We start from the raw sequence: 18,855 nt of genomic DNA, 5'->3' as shown, positions 1-18,855 counted from the left end.
GGATTATCCTTTGCGGTAGCGATGAGGAGTGAAGGGCAAGGAACTGATATCGATCGGGATTTTCGTCCCGCGAACGTCGGCGAAGAGTTTTGCACCCGGCTTGGCCAGGGCCGTTGTGGCGTAGCCCATGGCGACGGGATGACCGGCCGAGGGGCCGAAACCGCCTGAGGTGACATGGCCGGCCGCATTGCCGTCGGCATCGAACAGGGCAGCGCCGGCGCGCACCGGCTGGCGTCCCTCGGGCTTCAGGCCGACGCGTTTTTGCGAGGCACCGCGCTCCAGGATGGACCGCAGCGCATCGGCGCCGATGAAGGCGCCAGTGGCTCTGATCTCCTTGGGGATCGCCCACATCAGGCCGGCGCTGGCCGGATCGATCTCCGGCGTGATGTCCTGGCCGTGCAGGCAGAGGCCGGCCTCCAGCCGCAGGCTATCGCGGGCGGCAAGGCCGATCCACAGCACGCGCTCATCCTCGAGCAATTTCGCGACCAGGGCGCGCGCATCCGCTTCCGGCAGGCCGATCTCGAAGCCGTCCTCGCCGGTATAGCCGGAGCGGCTCATGAACCAGTTCTGCTTCGGCTCGATGCCGTGCATGAACAGCAGCGAGCCGGTCTCGATGCCGGCGCGCGACAGGGCGGCCCAGGCTTCCGGCCCCTGGATGGCGAGAAAGACGCGGTCGAGCGCATCGACCTTCACATCGAAATCCGTCGCCAGCGCGCGCAGATGCTTCTCGTCCTCGACCGCATTGCCGGCATTGGCGACGACCATGAAGCTGGTATCGCCGAGCCGGGTGACAATCAGATCGTCGATGATCCCGGCGGCTTCATTGAGGAAGAAGGTGTATTTGGACTGCGAGACGTCGAGCGCGCCGGCATCGAGTGGGCAGGCGCGGTTCAGAAGTGCTGCAGCGCCCGGTCCGCTGACCTCGAACAGCTTCATATGCGAAATGTCGAACAGGCCGGCATGTTCGCGGGTGTGAAGATGCTCCTTCATCACGCCGGCCGGATAGGTCAGCGGCATCGACCAGCCGGCAAAGGCGCCGAAGCGCGCGCCGGCGGCGGTGTGCAGATCCTCGAGGGGAAGGTGTTTGGTGTCGTCGCCCGTCATGTCATCTCCAGAGTCGCACGCAATCGGCCGCTGCTGGCGACCAGTCCGTGCCCCTCTGTCTGAAGCCTGAGAGACTCGCGCAACCGGAACTCTGTCGGCGACGCTTACACCTTCGGCGCGGGGGCAAGCCCCGACTTTCCAGAGTGTCTTTCCCGTCTACGGTTCTTTTGCCTGAGAGATTTCGGGCGATTTCCCCTTCGGCGGCAGCTCGCGCTGCTCTCTCCCGCAAACAGGTAGGACTCAGACCCGAGCCCTCGACGCGCCATCCATAGCTTGTCGGCGACACCTTGTCACCTGCCCGCGACATCAAAGGTGTATCGATATTCAGGTGATGCCGGCCTGCAAGCGCTGGCTTCCTGCGCTTCCGGTGCTCACGTACTTAAGTACGCTCCGCTCCGGTTCTCGAAACCCAGCGCTTTCGGCTCGGCCTGACCTGAATCTCGACACACCTTAAAGCGCTGCTGGCCGACAAGTCTTCGGTAACCACGCCGTTTGCCGGTTTTTCAAGACACTGCTGATATTTTGGGAGCAATGACTCTGGGGACACAGCGGACGGGGACTGACAGATGGGCGAACGGATCGGGAGCGCGCCGGTGGCGGGGCTGAGCGCGAAGGATCGCATCACGGCGGAAGATGTGGTCATGCTGCGTCGCGACGTGTTCGCCGACGGCGTGGTGACGCGCGGCGAGGCCGAAGCGCTGTTCGCGCTCGATGCCACGGCCAAGGACAAATGCTCGGAATGGCCTCAATTCTTCGTCGAGGCGGTCACCGACTACATCGTCCACCAGGAAAAGCCGGCCGGCTATATCTCCGAGGACAATGCCAATTGGCTTGTGAGCACCATCTCGCGTGACGGCATGGTCGACAGCCTGACCGAGCTGGAGCTGCTGGTGCATGTGCTGGAGCGGGCGAAATCGTCGCCCGGCCGGCTCTCGGCCTATGCGCTGGAGCAGGTCGCCCATGCCGTGGTCGACGGCAAGGGGCCGCTGATGCTCGGCGGCGCGCTGGTTCCCGGGCTGGTCGCCAAGGCCGAGGTCGAGCTGTTGCGCTGCATCCTTTATGCCTATGGCGGCGACGGTAACATCGCCATCACCCGTGCCGAGGCGGAGGTGCTGTTCAGGATCAACGAGCAGACTTCCGCTGCAGACAATGATCCGTCCTGGAACGAACTGTTCGTCAAGGCGATCGCCAATTTCGTCATGTGTTCGGCCGGCTACGAAGCGCCGACGCGCGATGTGGCGCTGCGCCGGGATGCCTTTTTCGAACAGTCGGAACCCGAGATCGGCGGCTTCTTCGGGCGCATGGTGTCGGGCGGACTCGCCGGCATCATGGAAGCCTATCGTTCGCCCGGCGATATCGAGGCCGAGTGGGAATCGAAGAACCGCGCCGCCGAAGCACTCGCCCGCCGCGCCGAAACGATCGACGCCGGCGAGGCGAAATGGCTGGCCGAACGCATCGGCACCGGCCGCCCGTTGCATGACAATGAACGCGCGCTGCTGACGCTGATCAAGCACGCCTCGCCGGAAATCCATCCGGCGCTGAAGCCGCTGCTGGACAAGGTGGCCTAAAGCGCGTCGCGCCTGAACGGCCTCATGCGACGCGCTTTAGGTTGTTGTATTTATGCATGTCGTTGTCCCAAAACCGCTGCGCACTTTTGGGCGACATGCATTAGGCCGTCCCTGCTATCGTTTTGCATAGGATGACGTTGGAGTGGCCTTCGGGCCAGTCCGCGAGTTCGGCCATGCGTTCGAAGCCGGCCTTTTCATATAGGCTTGGCACCTGGAAGTCATGGCTGGAGACCCAAATCTTGCATACACCGCGGCTGACGGCCTCGGCGACAAACGCGTCGAGCAACTGCCTTGCGTAGCCGCGACATCGATGGGTCTCCTCAATCCACATCAATGTGAGTTCGGACGTGCCTGCCCAGGAATAGCCGGCGGCAACGCCGATCGCGTCTCCCGCCTCGTTGCGGAGGACAAAGGCCAGCTGCCGATCATCGTCGCAGTTTGTGACACGACGATTTTCTGCGTGGAGACGTTCCTCGAGAGCATTCAGTTCGGTGGGTGACAGATCGTGCTCGGCTTGCAGGCGAGCTGCCATCAAATCCCGCCATACCAGTCGTAGCCATTGTCTTCCCAATAGCCGCCGCGGCCGCCGCCGACATTGGCAAAGCTGTCGACCAACTCGATCTTGTAGAGATATTTCGGCATCTTGTAGCCGAGCTGGCGCTCGACGCGGACGCGCAGCGGTGCGCCGTTTTCGACCGGCAACAGCTTGCCGTTCAAGCCATAGGCGAGGATCGTCTGCGGATGGCGGGCATCGATCAGGTCGATGGTGCCATAGTATTTGACCTCGCCGGAGAGGCTGCGGTCGATCGTATCGAGGCAATGGAACATGACGTAGCGAGCCTCAGGCTTGACCACGGCCTGATCGAGCACAAGCGACAGCGGTGTGCCGGTCCATTTGGCGATGCAGCTCCAGCCCTCGACGCAGTCATGCCTGGTGATCTGAGTGCGGCTCGGCATGTTCTGCAACTGCTCGCGGCTGAGCGACAGCGGCTTTTCGACCAGGCCCGTCACTTCCAGCCGCCAGTCGGCGAAATTGTTGGCGAGCAGGCCCTTGTAGGTGTCGTCGTCGGGCGCGGTGACGCCGTTCGGGCGCTGCGGCTGGCGGATGTCGGCCTCGGAAAATTCCGGTGCCAGCGCATCGCGGCCGGCCAGCAGCCGTTGAGCCCGATAGGTCAGGCCATTGGCATTTTCGAGGAAACTGCGCAGGCCGTCTCCCATGCCAAGCTGGCTGTCGAAGGCATCGCAGCCCGACAGCATGATGCCGGAAACGCCGAGGCTGGCCGAAGTCAGGAATTTTCTGCGGCTGATCTGGAATTTGGCCATGTCAGATGCTCCTCTCGGCGGGCTTGTCGTCATGCGCGGGAGGATCGGTGCGGTACCAGCCGGTGATGATCGAGCGCAGTTCGTTGATGGGGCCGGCAGCGAGGATCATCACGATATGGATGATGAAGAAGCCGACCAGCAGCACCATCACCGTGAAATGGATAGTGCGCGCTGTCTGCCTTCCGCCGAGCAGTTCATTGAGCCAGGGCAGCACCGAGTTCATGCTCGGCGACATGGCAAGGCCTGTGATGATCATCAGCGGCAACAGCACGAACAGCACGCCGCCGTAAGCCATTTTCTGCAGCGTGTTGTATTCACGGGTGTGGTGAAACCTGAGCTTGGCGTGGTCGACGATGTCCTGCGGCAGGCGCTTGAGATCGTCCAGGCGCGGCGCCAGATCGCGGCGCAGATGGCCGTTGATGAGACTGGCGACAAGCCAGACCACCAGTGTGGTGGTCAGTATCCAGGCGAAGAAGAAATGCACGACGCGGGCGGTGCCGAGATCGTAGTAAGACGGGATGGTCGCCCAGGACGGAAAGCCGCGCGAGGTTTCCTGGCCGGCGGGGCCGGACCAGCCGAGCACACCGGTGGTGTCGAAGCGATGGCCGAAGATTTCGGTATAGCCGCGGGGGCCGGTGACGGTGTTTTCGGCGCCGATGGCAAAGACGGTGTTGTTGTAGCCGAAGCCGGATTGCTTGCCGATGTAAAGCTGCGGGCGGGCGTTGAAGATCTGCAGGCCGGACAACAACATGAAGAACAGCGAGATGGCCCACAGCCAGTGCGTCAGACGCGTCCAGCGCGATTGCCGGTAGATCAGCGTCGCATCCTTCGGCGCGGTGGTATCCGCCTCGGCGATGGCCTGGCTCATGGCAATGGTTTCCATCTTTTCCTCGCCTTCCGGCTGCGCGATCCTGGCATGGCCGCGCTCGTCCTTGTCCTCCCAATACGTCGCTATCGAAAGCGATGTTTCATGCGATCACGTTTTTATTACGGGCACGGATTGTTACGGGTTGCCCAAGCTGACCGCGAGATTGACCACGGCGGCGACGATGACCGTGTTGAAGAAGAACGACAGAATCGAGTGGACAAGCACGACGCGGCGCATATGCGAGGTGGTTATTGCCGTGTCGGCGGTCTGCGCGGTCATGCCGATCACCGTCGCGAAATAGAGGAAATCCCAGCCATCCGGCCGTTTGCTGCCGGGAAAATCGAGGCCGCCGACCGGCATCTTCTTCTTGGTCTCGGCATCGATCGCGTCGCCGTCCATCCAGTACACATGCGCATAGTGAAGTGCCGCCAGGCAGTGGATGGTGAACCAGCCCAGCGGGATCGACAGCATGGCGATACCGAGTTCGATCGGGTCGCGGTCCTTGTGGTTGATCAGCAGGAACAAAAGGACGATGGCGATGCCGACGACACCGAGCGTGATGGCAAAGATGCCCAGCACCGGCAGGTCGACCTCGCGCGCATTCTTGCTGAGATAGCGACCGGACAGCAGCGGCATCTTGGCGATGACCAGCGCAATGAAGACGACGAAGAAGGCGTCGGCAGCGACCGAGACGGAATAGGCAAGCGGCAAGCCCGCGATCAGCGCGATAACCAATGCCGGCAGGCCGACGCAGGCCGACACCAGGAATTGCTTGTGCCGGTGCAGCGGGTTCGTGACGGGGATATCTGTCGCCATAGTCCGGCCCCTGGCGCCGTTTCTAGCCCGGTGTGACGGATTTCAACGCTCGCCGCAAGATGCGGTCGAGCTCGCCCAGGAAGCGCGAACGGTCCTGCGGCGCGAAGCTGGCATTGTAGCCCTTGCTCTCGCCGGTCTCGCGCAAATGCTGTTTAAGATCCCGCATCGCAACCGCCATGCCGATGGTTTCGGGCGTGAACGGCCGCCCGGTTGGGCCGAGCACATGCGCGCCGAGCGCGACTGTGCGGGCCGCAAGCGGGATGTCGGCGGTGATCACGATGTCGTTGGCCTTGGCATTGTCGACGATCCAGTCATCGGCGGCGTCGGCACTCTTGGACACCACGACGTTGCGGATCATCGGATCGCGTGACGGACGAAGGCCGCCATTGGAGACGTAAGTAACGACGACGCCATGGCGCTCGGCGACCTTTTCGACTTCGGCCTTCACCGGGCAAGCGTCGGCGTCGACATAGATGGCGGGTGCAGGCATTGTCTCTCCAAAACGAACATGGGGCCGGTATGTTACCCGGCCCATGCCAGAAATCTCGCTCTGTCAGGCCGGCAGGGCGCCCGACTTCTTCGCCGTCCAGGTGGCCATATAGTCCATCAGACCGGGGTTCAGGCAGTCATAGGGTTCGAGCCCGATCGATTTCAACTGCGCGCGAATACCGTCCATCCGCTTGGGGTCGACACCGGATTCGATAATCGACGAGACGAAAGCGGTGAAGCCCGGCGGCGACCAGCCGTCTTCCTCGAAACGCTCGGGATGGATGAAGGACAGGCCCTTGAACGGATGGTCGCGCTCGACCGGTCCGTGCATGTGGACGCCGCAGCCGGTGCAGGCATGGCGCAGGATCGTCGCTGAGGGGTCGACCACCTTCAACTTGTCGCCATTCTCGATGACGGTGACATCGCCGGTGCCGGCGACCGCCACGACCGAGAACACCGCGCCGTCCGGCTTCCAGCATTTGGTGCAGCCGCAGGCATGGTTGTGGGCGATCTGGCCCTTGACCTTCACCTTCACCGGCTTGCTGGTGCAGGCGCAGACCAGCGTGCCGCCGGCAAAGCTGGCGCTCTCCTTGGGCAAGCCATTGTCGATTTTGGGATGCAGTTTTTCAGGCATTTTATTCCTCCCTTGTTGAACCCGTGCAACTTCAGTCGCTGGCCCTTCGGTCGGCGGCTTTTCTCCTCAGTAAACCACCACGCTTCGGATCGACTTGCCCTCATGCATGAGATCAAAACCCTTGTTGATGTCCTCGAGCTTCAGCATGTGGGTGATCATCGGATCGATCTGGATCTTGCCGTCCATGTACCAGTCGACGATTTTCGGCACGTCGGTGCGGCCGCGCGCGCCACCGAAGGCGGTGCCCATCCAGGTGCGGCCGGTGACCAGCTGGAACGGTCGGGTCGAAATCTCCTGGCCAGCACCCGCGACGCCGATGACAACCGATTTGCCCCAGCCGCGATGCGAGGCTTCCAGCGCCTGGCGCATCACCTTGGTGTTGCCGGTGCAGTCGAATGTGTAATCGGCGCCGCCGATCTGGTCGGCGCCACGCTTGGTCATGTTGACGAGGTGCGGGACGATGTCGCCGTCGATCTCCTTCGGATTGACGAAATGCGTCATGCCGAAGCGTTCGCCCCATGCCTTCTTGTCGTTGTTGAGATCGACGCCGATGATCATGTCGGCGCCGGCAAGCTTCAGGCCCTGGATGACGTTGAGGCCAATGCCCCCGAGGCCGAAGACGACAGCGGTCGCGCCTTGCTCGACCTTGGCGGTGTTGATGACAGCGCCAATGCCGGTGGTGACGCCGCAGCCGATGTAGCAGATCTTGTCGAAGGGCGCGTCCGGGTTGACTTTTGCCACCGCGATCTCGGGCAAGACCGTAAAATTGGAGAAGGTCGAGCAGCCCATATAGTGAAAGATCTTGTCCTTGCCGATCGAGAAGCGCGACGAGCCGTCCGGCATCAGGCCCTGGCCCTGCGTGGCGCGGATGGCGGTGCAGAGGTTGGTTTTCCTGGACAGGCAGGACGGGCACTGCCGGCATTCCGGCGTGTAGAGCGGGATGACATGGTCGCCCTTCTTGACCGAGGTGACACCCTTGCCGACATCGACGACGACGCCGGCACCTTCATGGCCAAGGATCGCCGGGAACAGACCCTCGGGATCGGCACCTGACAAAGTGAATTCGTCGGTATGGCAGATGCCGGTCGCCTTGATCTCGACCAGCACCTCGCCCTCGCGCGGTTCGTCGAGGTCGACCTCCATGATCTCCAGCGGCTTTCCGGCGGCGACAGCGACAGCGGCGCGGGTTTTCATCAGGCAATTCCTCCCAAGCGATTGGTCTTCAGGCTTTCAGGATTTTTATACTGTTTCAACCCGATTTGGCGACCAAATATGGCGCAAATCTTGGCCTAGTCGTCGGCGATCCCGACCTTCGTCTCGCGGCACGGGTCCGGCGTGCCGGAAGTGTCTTGATGGGAGCGCGGCCGGGCGGTGCTTGAGCCCGGCTGCCGAAGCCCATAAGAAGGACGAAAGACCCGAGGAAACGCCTTCGATGTTCACGAAAATCCTGATCGCCAATCGCGGCGAGATCGCTTGCCGCGTCATCAAGACGGCGCGCAAGATGGGCATCGCCACAGTAGCAGTTTATTCCGACGCCGATCGCGACGCCGTGCATGTCGAAATGGCCGACGAAGCCATCCATATCGGCCCGTCGCCCGCCGCGCAAAGCTATCTCATGCCGGAAAAGATCATCGCCGCCTGCAAGGAGACAGGCGCGCAGGCCGTGCATCCCGGCTACGGCTTTCTTTCAGAGCGGGCCGCCTTCTGCGAGGCACTGGAAGCGGAAGGCATCGTCTTCATCGGCCCGAAGCCCAAAGCGATCAAGGCGATGGGCGACAAGATCGAATCGAAGAAGTTCGCCAATGCGGCCAAGGTTTCGACCGTTCCCGGCTGGCTCGGCGTCATCGAGAATGCCGACCATGCCGAAAAGATCGCGGGCGAGATCGGCTATCCCGTGATGATCAAGGCTTCGGCCGGCGGCGGCGGCAAGGGCATGCGCATCGCCTGGAGCCAGTCGGAAGTGCGCGACGGCTTCGACCGGGCGCGTTCGGAAGCCAAAAGCTCGTTTGGCGACGACCGCGTCTTCATCGAGAAATTCGTCGTCGATCCGCGCCATATTGAGATCCAGGTGCTGGCCGACGCGCATGGCACCGCGCTCTATCTCGGCGAGCGCGAATGCTCGATCCAGCGCCGCAACCAGAAGGTCGCCGAAGAGGCGCCGTCGCCTTTCCTCGATGCCAAGACACGCAAGGCGATGGGCGAGCAGGCCGTGGCGTTGGCGAAGGCGGTCGACTACCAGAGCGCCGGCACCGTCGAGTTCATCGTCGACGCTGAAAAGAACTTCTATTTCCTTGAAATGAATACACGATTGCAGGTCGAGCATCCGGTGACGGAGCTCATCACCGGTATCGATCTGGTCGAGCAGATGATCCGCGTCGCCGCCGGCGAAAAGCTTGATATCAAGCAGAGCGACGTCAAGCTGAACGGCTGGGCGGTGGAAAGCCGCCTCTATGCCGAGGATCCCTATCGCAATTTCCTGCCGTCGATCGGCCGGCTGACGCGGTACCGGCCGCCGGAGGAGGGCACGTTCGGCGATGTCGTCATCCGCAACGACACCGGCGTCACCGAGGGCTCCGAGATTTCGATGTTCTACGACCCGATGGTGGCCAAGCTCTGCACCTGGGCGCCGACGCGTATCGAGGCGATCGATGCCATGTCGGAAGCGCTCGACAGTTTTGTCGTCGACGGCATCGAGCACAACATTCCGTTCCTGGCGGCACTCATGCAGCATCCGCGCTGGCGCGAAGGGCGGATATCGACGGGCTTTATCGCGGAGGAATATCCGGACGGCTTTGCGCCGATCGTGCCTGACGCCGACGAAAAGGCGGTGCTGGCGGCGATCGCTACGGCCGTGGAGCTTTTGCGTCGCGACCGGCTCGATCGGCTGGGCGGGCGGCTGGCGCCGCATTCAGGCGCGCTCAAGCGCGACTGGGTGGCGAAGATCGGTGAGGACTATCTCCAGGCTGCGATCCTCGAAGGCATGATCTCCATCCCGATGGAAATCGACCTGTCGGTCGACGGCGGCAAGGCGCTGACGGTGACTTCCGACTGGCGGCCGGGCGATCTGATCTGGCGCGGCACGGTTGGTGCGCGCAAGGTCGCCGCGCAGATCCGGGCGCTGCCGAATGGCTTGCGCATCGCCTGGAAAGGCATGTCGGTGACGGCGCGCGCCATGCTGCCGCGTACGGCGGAGCTCGAACGGCTGATGCCGGAGAAAGTGGCGCCGGACACGTCGAAGATGCTGCTTTGCCCGATGCCGGGTCTGGTCGTGTCGATCGCGGTGGCCGAGGGCCAGGAGGTCAAGGCCGGCGAGACGCTGGCAGTGGTCGAGGCGATGAAGATGGAAAACGTGCTGCGCGCCGACCGTGATCTTGTTGTGTCGAAGCTCAACGCCAAGCCGGGGGACAGCCTGGCCGTGGACGCGGTAATCATGGAATTCGCCTAAAGGCTGGAATGCTGTGGTCGGGGACCGTTTGTGCTGGACTGGTATCGCGCGGTCCCGGACAATACATCTCCATCGACTCAAAGCCCTAGGCAGCGCGAGAAATCATGGCGGATGACAAACTTCCACGCGATCCCCTGAAGCGCGAAGCAGCGATTGCCGCAGCGCGCCCGGAGGCACCGGCGCGGCCGTTCATCCATCTGCGCGTGCATTCGGCGTACTCGCTGCTCGAAGGCGCCTTGCAGGTCGGTGCCGTGGTTGGTCATGCCGTCAAGGACGAGTGCCCGGCAATCGCCGTCACCGACACCAACAATCTGTTCGGCGCGCTGGAGTTCGCCCAGAAGGCGGTGAAGGAAGGCATCCAGCCGATCATCGGCTGCCAGATCGATCTCGCCTTTTCCGGTGAGACCAGCGACGCGCAGCGCGACCGCCGCCGCCATGGGCCGGAGATGCATGCCGTGGTGCTGCTCGCCGCCACTGAGGTCGGTTACAGCAACCTCGTCAGGCTGGTCAGCCAGGTCTATCTGGAGACGCCGCCCGGCGAGGCGGTGCATCTGACGTCGGCAATGCTGGAGGGGCATAGCGAGGGCCTGATCTGCCTCAGCGGCGGGCCGCGCGGCCCGATCGGCCGGGCGCTGAAAGAGGACCGCCGCGATCTTGCCGAAACACGGCTGCTGGCGCTCAAGGCGCTGTTTGGCGACCGGCTCTATGTCGAGCTGGACCGGGTTTCCGGCTATGACCGCGCTATCGAAAAATCATCGGTCGATCTTGCCTATACCCATGACCTGCCGCTGGTCGCCACCAACGAGGCGTTCTTCTCCGCCCGCGACGACTATGACGCGCATGATGCGCTGATCGCCATTGCCGAAGGCTCGGTGGTCGCAGCAGACAATCGCCGCCGGCTGACATCGGACAATTTCCTGCGCAGCCAGGCCGACATGGCGCGGCTGTTCGCCGATCTGCCGGAGGCGATCGACAACACCGTCGAGATCGCGCTGCGCTGCTCCTACTATCCGAAGAACCGCAACCCGATCCTGCCGCGCTTTACCGGCGGCGACGTCGCCGACAATGAGGCGGCGCTGAAGGCGGAGGCCGACGAACTGCGGCGCCAGGCCCAAGAGGGGCTGGAGGCGCGGCTGGCGGCGCATGGACCCACTGCGGGCTACACGGTCGAGCAGTATCGCGAGCGGCTCGATTTCGAGCTCTCCATCATCGAGAAGATGAAATTCCCAGGCTACTTCCTGATCGTCGCCGACTTCATCAAATGGGCCAAGGCGCAAGGCATTCCGGTCGGGCCGGGCCGCGGTTCGGGTGCTGGATCGCTGGTTGCCTATTCGACGACCATCACCGACATCGACCCGTTGCGCTTCTCGCTGCTGTTCGAGCGCTTCCTCAACCCGGACCGCGTGTCGATGCCCGACTTCGACATCGACTTCTGCCAGGACCGGCGCGAGGAAGTGATCCGCTACGTCCAGCAGAAATACGGCCGCGACCAGGTCGGCCAGATCATCACCTTTGGTACGCTTCAGGCGCGCGCGGTGCTGCGCGACGTCGGCCGCGTGCTGCAGATGCCCTATGGCCAGGTCGACAAGCTGTCCAAAATGGTGCCGCAGAATCCGGCCAATCCGGTCAAGCTGGCGGACGCCATCGCCAACGAGCCGCGCTTTGCCGAGGAGGCCGAGAAGGAGCCGATCGTCCAGACGCTGCTCGATATGGCGCAGAAACTGGAAGGGCTCTACCGCCACGCCTCGACGCACGCCGCCGGCATCGTCATCGGCGACCGGCCGCTGTCGGAACTGGTGCCGATGTACCGCGATCCGCGCTCCGACATGCCGGTCACCCAGTTCAACATGAAATATGTCGAGCAGGCCGGGCTGGTGAAGTTCGACTTTCTCGGCCTGAAGACGCTGACGGTGCTGGAGACGGCGGTGAAGCTGATCCGCCGGCGTGGCATCGAGATCGACCTGGCGACGATCCCGCTCGATGATCCCGACACTTACGCCATGCTGTCGCGCGGCGAAGTGGTCGGCGTGTTCCAGGTGGAAAGTGCCGGCATGCGCAAGGCGCTGATCGGCATGCGGCCCGACTGCATCGAGGACATCATCGCGCTGGTGGCGCTCTATCGTCCGGGCCCGATGGAGAACATTCCGACCTACAACGCCAGAAAGCATGGCGAGGAGGAGATGGCCTCGATCCATCCCAAGATCGACCATCTGGTGAAGGAGACGCAAGGCGTCATCGTCTACCAGGAACAGGTGATGCAGATCGCGCAGGAGCTGTCGGGCTATTCGCTCGGCGAAGCCGATCTTCTGCGCCGCGCCATGGGCAAGAAGATCCGCGCCGAGATGGACAAGCAGCGCGAGCGCTTCGTCTCCGGCGCCGTCGAGCGCGGCGTCGGCAAGCCGCAGGCCGACTTCATCTTTGACCTTTTGGCCAAATTCGCCGACTACGGCTTCAACAAATCGCACGCTGCCGCCTACGCCGTCGTGTCCTACCAGACGGCCTTTCTCAAGGCGCATTATCCTGTCGAATTCCTGGCGGCGTCGATGACACTCGACATGGGCAACACCGACAAGCTCGCCGATTTCCGCCAGGATGCGCTGCGTCTCGGCATCGAGGTGGTGGCGCCATCGGTGATGACCAGCTTCCGCAATTTCGAGGTTGGCGAAAATCGCATCTACTATTCGCTTGCGGCGCTGAAAGGGGTTGGCGACGCGGCGGTCGAGCACATCGTCGCGATGCGCGGCGAAAAACCGTTCAAGAACCTCGCCGATTTCTGCGAGAGGGTCGACCCGAAGATCGTCGGCAAGCGCGTCTTCGAAAGCCTGATCATGGCCGGCGCGCTCGATTGTTTCGAGCATGACCGCGCCCAGATGATGGCCGGCGTCGAGCGGATGATGGGGCTGGCCTCGCTGGCGCAGCAAAATGCGATCTCGGGGCAGCACGATATCTTCGGCGCTTCGCTGGGTGCGCAGTCGCAGGCGCTCAACCTGCCGCAGACCGATCCCTGGCTTGCCGCCGACCGGCTGCATCGCGAATTCCAGGTGGTCGGCTTCTATCTCTCGGCGCATCCGCTCGACGAGTACAAGGCGGCGCTGCAGAAGATGCGGGTGCAGAACTGGGGCGAGTTCTCGGCCGCGGTCAAGCGCGGGGCTGCGGCCGGGCGGCTCGCCGGCACCGTCACCACCAAGCAGGAGCGCAAGACCCGAACCGGCAACAAGATGGGCGTCATCGCCTTTTCCGACACGTCGGGCCAGTATGAAGCCGTACTGTTTTCAGAGGGGCTGGCGCAATATCGCGACCTGCTCGAGCCTGGCCGCTCGGTGGTGATCACCGTTTCGGCCGAGGATAGGCCCGAAGGCGTCAATCTGCGCATCCAAACCGTGCAGTCGTTGGAGGACGAGGCCAGTCGCATCCAGAAGGCGCTGCGTATCTTTGTGCGCGACGCCGCCCCCATCGGCATGCTGGCCGGCCAGTTGGCGGTGAAAGGCGAGGGCCAGGTCAGCTTCGTGCTGATCAAGGACGCCGGCCAGGGCGAAATCGAGATCGAACTGCCAAACCGCTACCGCATCTCGCCGCAGATCGCGTCCGCGATGCGCGCCGTGCCGGGCGTGGTCGAGGTGGAACTGGTGTAGCCGATTTTCGGCAAAGCCCGTTTACCGGCAGATTGTCTATAGTTTTCAACGCGTGGGCACCGTCTCATCGAACCGATAATCAGGAACCGGAATGCTGACATGGCACCGTCCATGGAGCAGGCGCGGGTTCCAAAAACATCGAGGTTACGATGACCAACCCTATCCGTTTCGGCCGTGTCGCCGCCATGCTGCCTGTTGCTGACATGCAAAGGGCTACCGCCTTCTATTGCGGTGCGCTCGGCTTTTCCAAGACATTCGAAAATGGCAATCCCGTCGGCTTCATGATTCTGGAACGCGATGACGCCGAACTGCATTTGACCCTGCAGAAGGATCACCGCGCCGTGCATTTCAACGTCGCCCATATGGTGGTCGGAGACGTCGATGCCATGCATGACGCCTGCAAGGCGCACGGCCTTCGCATCGTCAAAGGTTTGCGCGATCATGACTATGGCTTGCGCGCCTTCGTCTTCGAGGATCCCGACGGCAATCGCATCGATGTCGGCCAGCGCATCACTGCGTAACATTGCTCTGGGCCTGACATTGCGGCCGATAGGGCCAGCATGCCTCGCATGGTTGAAGTGAAGTTCCTTTGAACCACATGCGTTGAGCACGAATGTGAAAGGAATACACAACCATGCCCAGCCGCGAACGCGTCGAAGCCTTCCTCAAGGAGGTGGTCGAAGGCAGCCATGTCAAGGCGATCGCCGACTTCTACCATGACGATGCGACCATGCAGGAGAATCTCGGTGTCCCGCGCCGCGGCATCGAAACGCTGATGGCGCATGAGCAGGCCGCGCTCGACCGGGTCGAGAGGATGCACACGCATCCGGTCCAGACATTCCTGGTCGATGGCGACCATGTCGCCATCCGCTGGACGTTCGACCGTATCGACAAGACAGGCACCGTGCGCCGGCTGGAAGAGGTGGCGCTGCAGCGCTGGCGCGGCGACCGGATCGCTGAGGAGCGGTTCGTCTACGATACCGCCTCGGCCTGGCGCCTTGTCGGGCCTGACGGCAAAGTGGTCGAAGGCTGAGGATTTCCGGTCGCCACTAGACGGGCCTGGCAGCGGACGCTACGCACTTTGCCATGAAAGCGGACAAGGACAGCCTACAGCAAAGCTCTGTCATGGCGCGCCTGCGCGACAAGCTGCGCAAGCTCTATCACGGCCGCACGCCGGCCGCTTTCCGGTTCCAACTGGCGGCGGTCATCATCGATCTCGCCATCATCGCCTTCTTCATCGCCACCCCAGTCCTGCAGGACAAGCCGTCCTTCCTCTGGCTCGACTATTCAGTGGCGGCCCTGGTTGCCGCCGACCTGGTTGCCCGATTGCTCGCCTCCAACGACATGCTTCGGCTGATGAAACAACCGACATCGTGGGTCGACGTCTTCATCCTTTTGACGCTGCTGATGCCGACGGCGCTGGCGAATCTGGCTTTCCTGCGCATCCTGCGGCTGTGGTCGCTGTCGCGCAGCGGCTCGCTGTGGCGGCATTTCGAGATGCGCGGACTGAGGCCCTGGCGCGAGGCGAGCCACGCAGTCATCAATCTTTTGACGTTCCTGTTTATCATCACAGGCTTCGTCTACACTTTCTTCTTCCGCACCGGCGCCGGGCTCGAGAACTACATCGATGCGCTTTATTTCACCGTCGCCACAGTGACCACGACCGGTTTCGGCGACATCGTGCTGCCGGGTATCGCCGGCAAGCTGACCGCAATCGTCACCATGATCATCGGCATCTCGCTGTTCGTCCGGCTGGCGACGGCGATTTTTCGGCCGGCCAAAGTGTTCTTTCCCTGTCCGCAATGCGGCCTGCAGCGGCACGAGCCGGACGCTGTCCACTGCAAGGCCTGCGGCCACTTGCTCAACATACCTGATGAGGGGAATTGACGGGTGGATCGTTACGAAGCTGCGACCTCGGCCGGTTTTACGGCCTTGCGCTGCAGGTTCAGCAGATTGCCCATCAGGATCAGCGCGGCGCCGCCGGCGGTGAAGATGTCGATCTGCTCACTGTAGAGCAGCCAGCCGACCAGCGCCGACAGCGGTACGCGCAGGAAATCCATTGGCGAGATGATCGTGGCGTCGGCATAGACCAGTGCGCGCGCCAGGCAGAAATGCGACGACATTCCGGTGAAGGCGATGACGAAAATCCACGGCCAGAGCGCCAGCGAAGGATTGCGCCACTCATAGAGCGCCGGCACGAGGCCGACCGCCGACTGGATGACCAGCATCCAGAAGATGATGCGCACGACGCTGTCGGTGCGCGTCAGTGACTTGACCAGCACCAGCGAAATGCCAAAGCAGACCGCGGCTCCGAGAACGACGAGGTGGCCCGGATCCATGGAGCCGACGCCGGGGCGCACAATGACCACCACACCGATCAGGCCGAGCACGATCGCCGCCAGCCTTGGCCGCGACAGTTTTTCGCCAAGGAAGCTGACGGCCAGGATCGCGGTCCAGATCGGCGTGGTGAATTCGATCGAGATCAGCACTGCCAGCGGGATCAGTGTCAGCGCATAGAGCCAGGCCGCCTGGCCGGTATAGTGGATGACGTTGCGGGCGATATGGGCCAGCGGCCGCTGCGTGCGCATCGCGGCGAAACCGCCGCTCATCATCACCAGTGGCAAAAGGATGAAAAAGCCGATCACCGAGCGCAGTTCCAGCACCTGGAAGACGTTGAGCTCCGCGGTCGTGGCGCGGCCGGCGACCGACATCGCCAGGAACGAGGCGATCGACAGCGCCATCCAGAACGCGGCTTTGGGGATCGAGGGAGCAGGGACCATAGGCGCTATGTCGCAAGCCGCGACCTTTATCGCAACCGCTAGTCGCCGCATTCGACTGGGCCACCGTCATCCGGCTGATCCTCCTCACGGTCGAGAGCGTCACCCTGCGGCCTGGAATTAATTCACCGCAGTGTCGCGCGAAGTTTCCTCCGCCAGCATGTCGCGCAGTTCGCGCTTCAAGGTCTTCCCATAGCTTGATTTCGGCAGCTCGGCGAGGAACCGGTAAGCCTTCGGCCGCTTGAAGCGTGCGACATGGTTTTGGCACAAGGCGTCAAGTTCGGCTGCTGTCGGGTTGCTGCCGGGCCTTGCAACGACAAAGGCGACAACCTCCTCTCCCCACTCGGCGTGAGGGCGGCCGACAACCGAAACTTCAGAGACCGCCTCGTGCTTCAGCAGCACCTCCTCGACTTCCCGAGGATAAATGTTGCTGCCGCCGGAGATGATCAGGTCCTTCGATCGGTCGAGCAGAGTCAGGAACCCGTCCTTGTCCATGACCCCAACGTCGCCCGTATGCAGCCAGCCGTTGCGTAGCGCGGCCGCGCTAGCTTCCTCGTTCTGCCAATAGCCGGCGAACACCGACTCGCCACGCGCGCAGATCTCGCCCATCTCGCCGGCTTGCAGCGGCCGGTCGTCTGCATCCATCACCGCGCAGTCGACGACAGCTTGCGGGAAGCCTGCCGATCCGATCAGCGCCTCCCACCTGGGGTTCCAGCGGTCGGCGTAGAAACGTTTAGCGAGCCCCGTGATGCACATTGGGGCCTCCCCCTGGCCGTACAACTGCGCAAGGCGCGGACCCAGCACATCCAGGGCGCGCTTGACGTCTTCCACCAGCATGGGCGCGCCGCCGTAGATGATCGTTTTCAGCCCCGACAGATCCAAGTCGCCAATTGCCGGATGATTGACGAGCCGGTGCACCATGGTCGGCGCCGCGAAAAGACTGAGTCTCTGATGCACCTTAGCCAGTTCAAGAATCTCCAGCGGATCAAAGCCGCCTGATTCGGGGATGATTTGAGTAGCCAAGCCCAACACATGAGGAAAGATGTAGAGCCCCGAGCCGTGCGACATGGGTGCTGCGTGCAGGATCGAATCGCCCGGCGCAATCGTGTCGATGTCAATGAAGTAGCTGGCGGACATTGCCAGTATGTTGCGATGGGTGATCATAGCCCCCTTCGGGCGGCCGGTGGTACCTGACGTGTAAAAGAGCCAGCACAGGTCTTCAGGAAGGGCCGCCCATCGGCCTTCGACCGCTTCGCATTTCAGCGCATCGCTGTACTCGCTGCTCGCCACGTCGATGATGCTCTTTAGCCTCGGGACAGAGCGCCCCGCCTCGTTAAGCGCGCCGGCAAGGTCGACCGTCACGAATGCCGCCGTCGTGCCCGAATGCTCCAGCATGTAGGCTATTTCCCGGGGATGCAGCTTCGCGTTCATCGGCACGGCGACCAAGCCTGCTTTCCAGATGCCGAACAACACCTCGACGTACTCGGGCGCATTCTTCATCAGGAGTGCGACGCGTTCGCCTGCGGCCAGATTCAACCGGTTCTTGAGGAATCCGGCAATAGCCTCCGAGCGGGCTTTCAGCGCCGCATATGTGTGAAGCGCGCGAGGTCCGTGCGCAATCGCAACAGCGTTCGGTGCAATCCGGGCTGCCCGATCGAGAATGCCAGCGATAGACATGGACCACCCCCGGATCGATCATCAGGCCAGCAGACAACGATGGAAGGCCGAGGTCAAGGCACTGCCACAATCGCTTCGGTAGCTGCTACTGGCGCCGATCCCGGACGCGCGAAATCCGCGCCGACCTGACGACCAGCGGAGCGACCTACAGCGGCACCTATGTCGGCTCCAAAGCGCGCCGGCGGCGCTCAGCGGCAGCCGCACGGGTGATGCGATCAACCTCGATATCCGCTGGGCAAAGATCGTCAATGGCGATCGCGACGCCCAGATGACCGTCGAAAAGATCGGCGCCGACGCCATGCGCCTGACCGTGACCGATGTCGACCCCAAGACTGGCAAGATGGTTGTGACAAGCCACATCGATCTCAACCGCACTTAGGTTTGCTTCCCTCGCAACCGCCAGTCGACGCATTCGAACGGCCAGCACTGGGCCGGGCGGCGTAAAAAACAGTCATATTGAAAGCGGAACCCGTTTTGCGGGCAGGCGTTCTAAGTCTGCGTGGTGCCGGCTTCGCTGGACGC

16 protein-coding genes and 1 riboswitch are annotated in these 18,855 nt (G+C 62.7%); of the genes, 6 read left to right on the top strand and 10 right to left on the bottom strand.

The features are described from left to right. Window positions 1–3: 3 nt before the first annotated feature. Window positions 4–1,104: a glycine cleavage system aminomethyltransferase GcvT gene (gcvT, locus tag AC1DYO_RS17485; RefSeq protein ID WP_477265279.1), complete on the bottom strand. Its 1,101-nt coding sequence runs from the start codon at window positions 1,102–1,104 to the stop codon at window positions 4–6. A 149-nt stretch (window positions 1,105–1,253) separates the two neighbouring features. After that, a riboswitch (glycine riboswitch) is annotated at window positions 1,254–1,340 on the bottom strand. Between the two features lie 330 nt (window positions 1,341–1,670). Between gcvT and AC1DYO_RS17480 the strand changes: the two genes are divergently transcribed. Beyond that, a complete protein-coding gene (locus AC1DYO_RS17480) occupies window positions 1,671–2,672 on the top strand; it encodes a hypothetical protein (protein WP_477265277.1) in 1,002 nt (333 codons plus the stop codon). A 100-nt stretch (window positions 2,673–2,772) separates the two neighbouring features. On the opposite strand, the gene AC1DYO_RS17475 is transcribed toward AC1DYO_RS17480, so the two are convergent. The 7 genes from AC1DYO_RS17475 to AC1DYO_RS17445 form a co-directional block, all read right to left on the bottom strand. Further along, on the bottom strand, window positions 2,773–3,204 hold the full coding sequence (locus AC1DYO_RS17475) for a GNAT family N-acetyltransferase (protein ID WP_477265275.1): 432 nt from the start codon (window positions 3,202–3,204) through the stop codon (window positions 2,773–2,775). Continuing rightward, entirely contained in the window at window positions 3,204–3,995 is a 792-nt protein-coding gene (locus AC1DYO_RS17470; protein WP_477265273.1) for a molybdopterin-binding protein, read from the bottom strand. The genes AC1DYO_RS17475 and AC1DYO_RS17470 overlap by 1 nt, the downstream gene beginning before the upstream one ends. 1 nt (window position 3,996) lies before the next feature. Next, window positions 3,997–4,863: a cytochrome b/b6 domain-containing protein gene (locus AC1DYO_RS17465; protein WP_477265271.1), complete on the bottom strand. Its 867-nt coding sequence runs from the start codon at window positions 4,861–4,863 to the stop codon at window positions 3,997–3,999. Window positions 4,864–4,998: 135 nt separating this feature from the next. Further along, a complete protein-coding gene (locus AC1DYO_RS17460; protein ID WP_477265269.1) occupies window positions 4,999–5,679 on the bottom strand; it encodes a DUF1345 domain-containing protein in 681 nt (226 codons plus the stop codon). Between the two features lie 22 nt (window positions 5,680–5,701). Beyond that, window positions 5,702–6,169: a YaiI/YqxD family protein gene (locus AC1DYO_RS17455; RefSeq protein ID WP_477265267.1), complete on the bottom strand. Its 468-nt coding sequence runs from the start codon at window positions 6,167–6,169 to the stop codon at window positions 5,702–5,704. 63 nt (window positions 6,170–6,232) lie between these two features. Next, on the bottom strand, window positions 6,233–6,802 hold the full coding sequence (gene gfa / locus AC1DYO_RS17450) for an S-(hydroxymethyl)glutathione synthase (protein WP_477265265.1): 570 nt from the start codon (window positions 6,800–6,802) through the stop codon (window positions 6,233–6,235). A 66-nt stretch (window positions 6,803–6,868) separates the two neighbouring features. Continuing rightward, on the bottom strand, window positions 6,869–7,996 hold the full coding sequence (locus AC1DYO_RS17445; protein ID WP_477265263.1) for an S-(hydroxymethyl)glutathione dehydrogenase/class III alcohol dehydrogenase: 1,128 nt from the start codon (window positions 7,994–7,996) through the stop codon (window positions 6,869–6,871). A 238-nt stretch (window positions 7,997–8,234) separates the two neighbouring features. Here AC1DYO_RS17445 and AC1DYO_RS17440 point away from each other — a divergent pair, with 238 nt between their 5' ends. The 5 genes from AC1DYO_RS17440 to AC1DYO_RS17420 all read left to right on the top strand — a co-directional run bounded on the left by AC1DYO_RS17440 (window position 8,235) and on the right by AC1DYO_RS17420 (window position 15,766). Then, a complete protein-coding gene (locus AC1DYO_RS17440) occupies window positions 8,235–10,247 on the top strand; it encodes an acetyl-CoA carboxylase biotin carboxylase subunit (protein WP_477265261.1) in 2,013 nt (670 codons plus the stop codon). 104 nt (window positions 10,248–10,351) lie between these two features. After that, window positions 10,352–13,879, top strand: coding sequence for a DNA polymerase III subunit alpha (gene dnaE, locus AC1DYO_RS17435; protein ID WP_477265259.1), 3,528 nt, complete (start codon window positions 10,352–10,354; stop codon window positions 13,877–13,879). A gap of 149 nt (window positions 13,880–14,028) precedes the next feature. Beyond that, on the top strand, window positions 14,029–14,400 hold the full coding sequence (locus tag AC1DYO_RS17430; RefSeq protein WP_477265257.1) for a glyoxalase superfamily protein: 372 nt from the start codon (window positions 14,029–14,031) through the stop codon (window positions 14,398–14,400). A gap of 113 nt (window positions 14,401–14,513) precedes the next feature. Beyond that, window positions 14,514–14,912: a nuclear transport factor 2 family protein gene (locus AC1DYO_RS17425; protein ID WP_477265255.1), complete on the top strand. Its 399-nt coding sequence runs from the start codon at window positions 14,514–14,516 to the stop codon at window positions 14,910–14,912. A gap of 53 nt (window positions 14,913–14,965) precedes the next feature. Then, window positions 14,966–15,766 carry a potassium channel family protein gene (locus AC1DYO_RS17420; RefSeq protein ID WP_477265253.1) on the top strand — a complete coding sequence of 267 codons (801 nt, stop codon included), beginning with the start codon at window positions 14,966–14,968 and terminating at the stop codon, window positions 15,764–15,766. Between the two features lie 11 nt (window positions 15,767–15,777). On the opposite strand, the gene AC1DYO_RS17415 is transcribed toward AC1DYO_RS17420, so the two are convergent. After that, the gene (locus tag AC1DYO_RS17415) at window positions 15,778–16,659 is read right to left on the bottom strand and encodes a DMT family transporter (RefSeq protein WP_477265251.1); all 882 of its coding nucleotides are present in this window, start codon (window positions 16,657–16,659) and stop codon (window positions 15,778–15,780) included. Between the two features lie 117 nt (window positions 16,660–16,776). Next, window positions 16,777–18,333, bottom strand: a complete 1,557-nt coding sequence (locus AC1DYO_RS17410) for an AMP-binding protein (protein ID WP_477265249.1) — start codon at window positions 18,331–18,333, stop codon at window positions 16,777–16,779. Between the last annotated feature and the right edge of the window lie 522 nt (window positions 18,334–18,855).

This window comes from Mesorhizobium sp. P2_F5, assembly GCF_056403715.1.
This window is presented reverse-complemented; position numbering and strand designations above follow the sequence as displayed.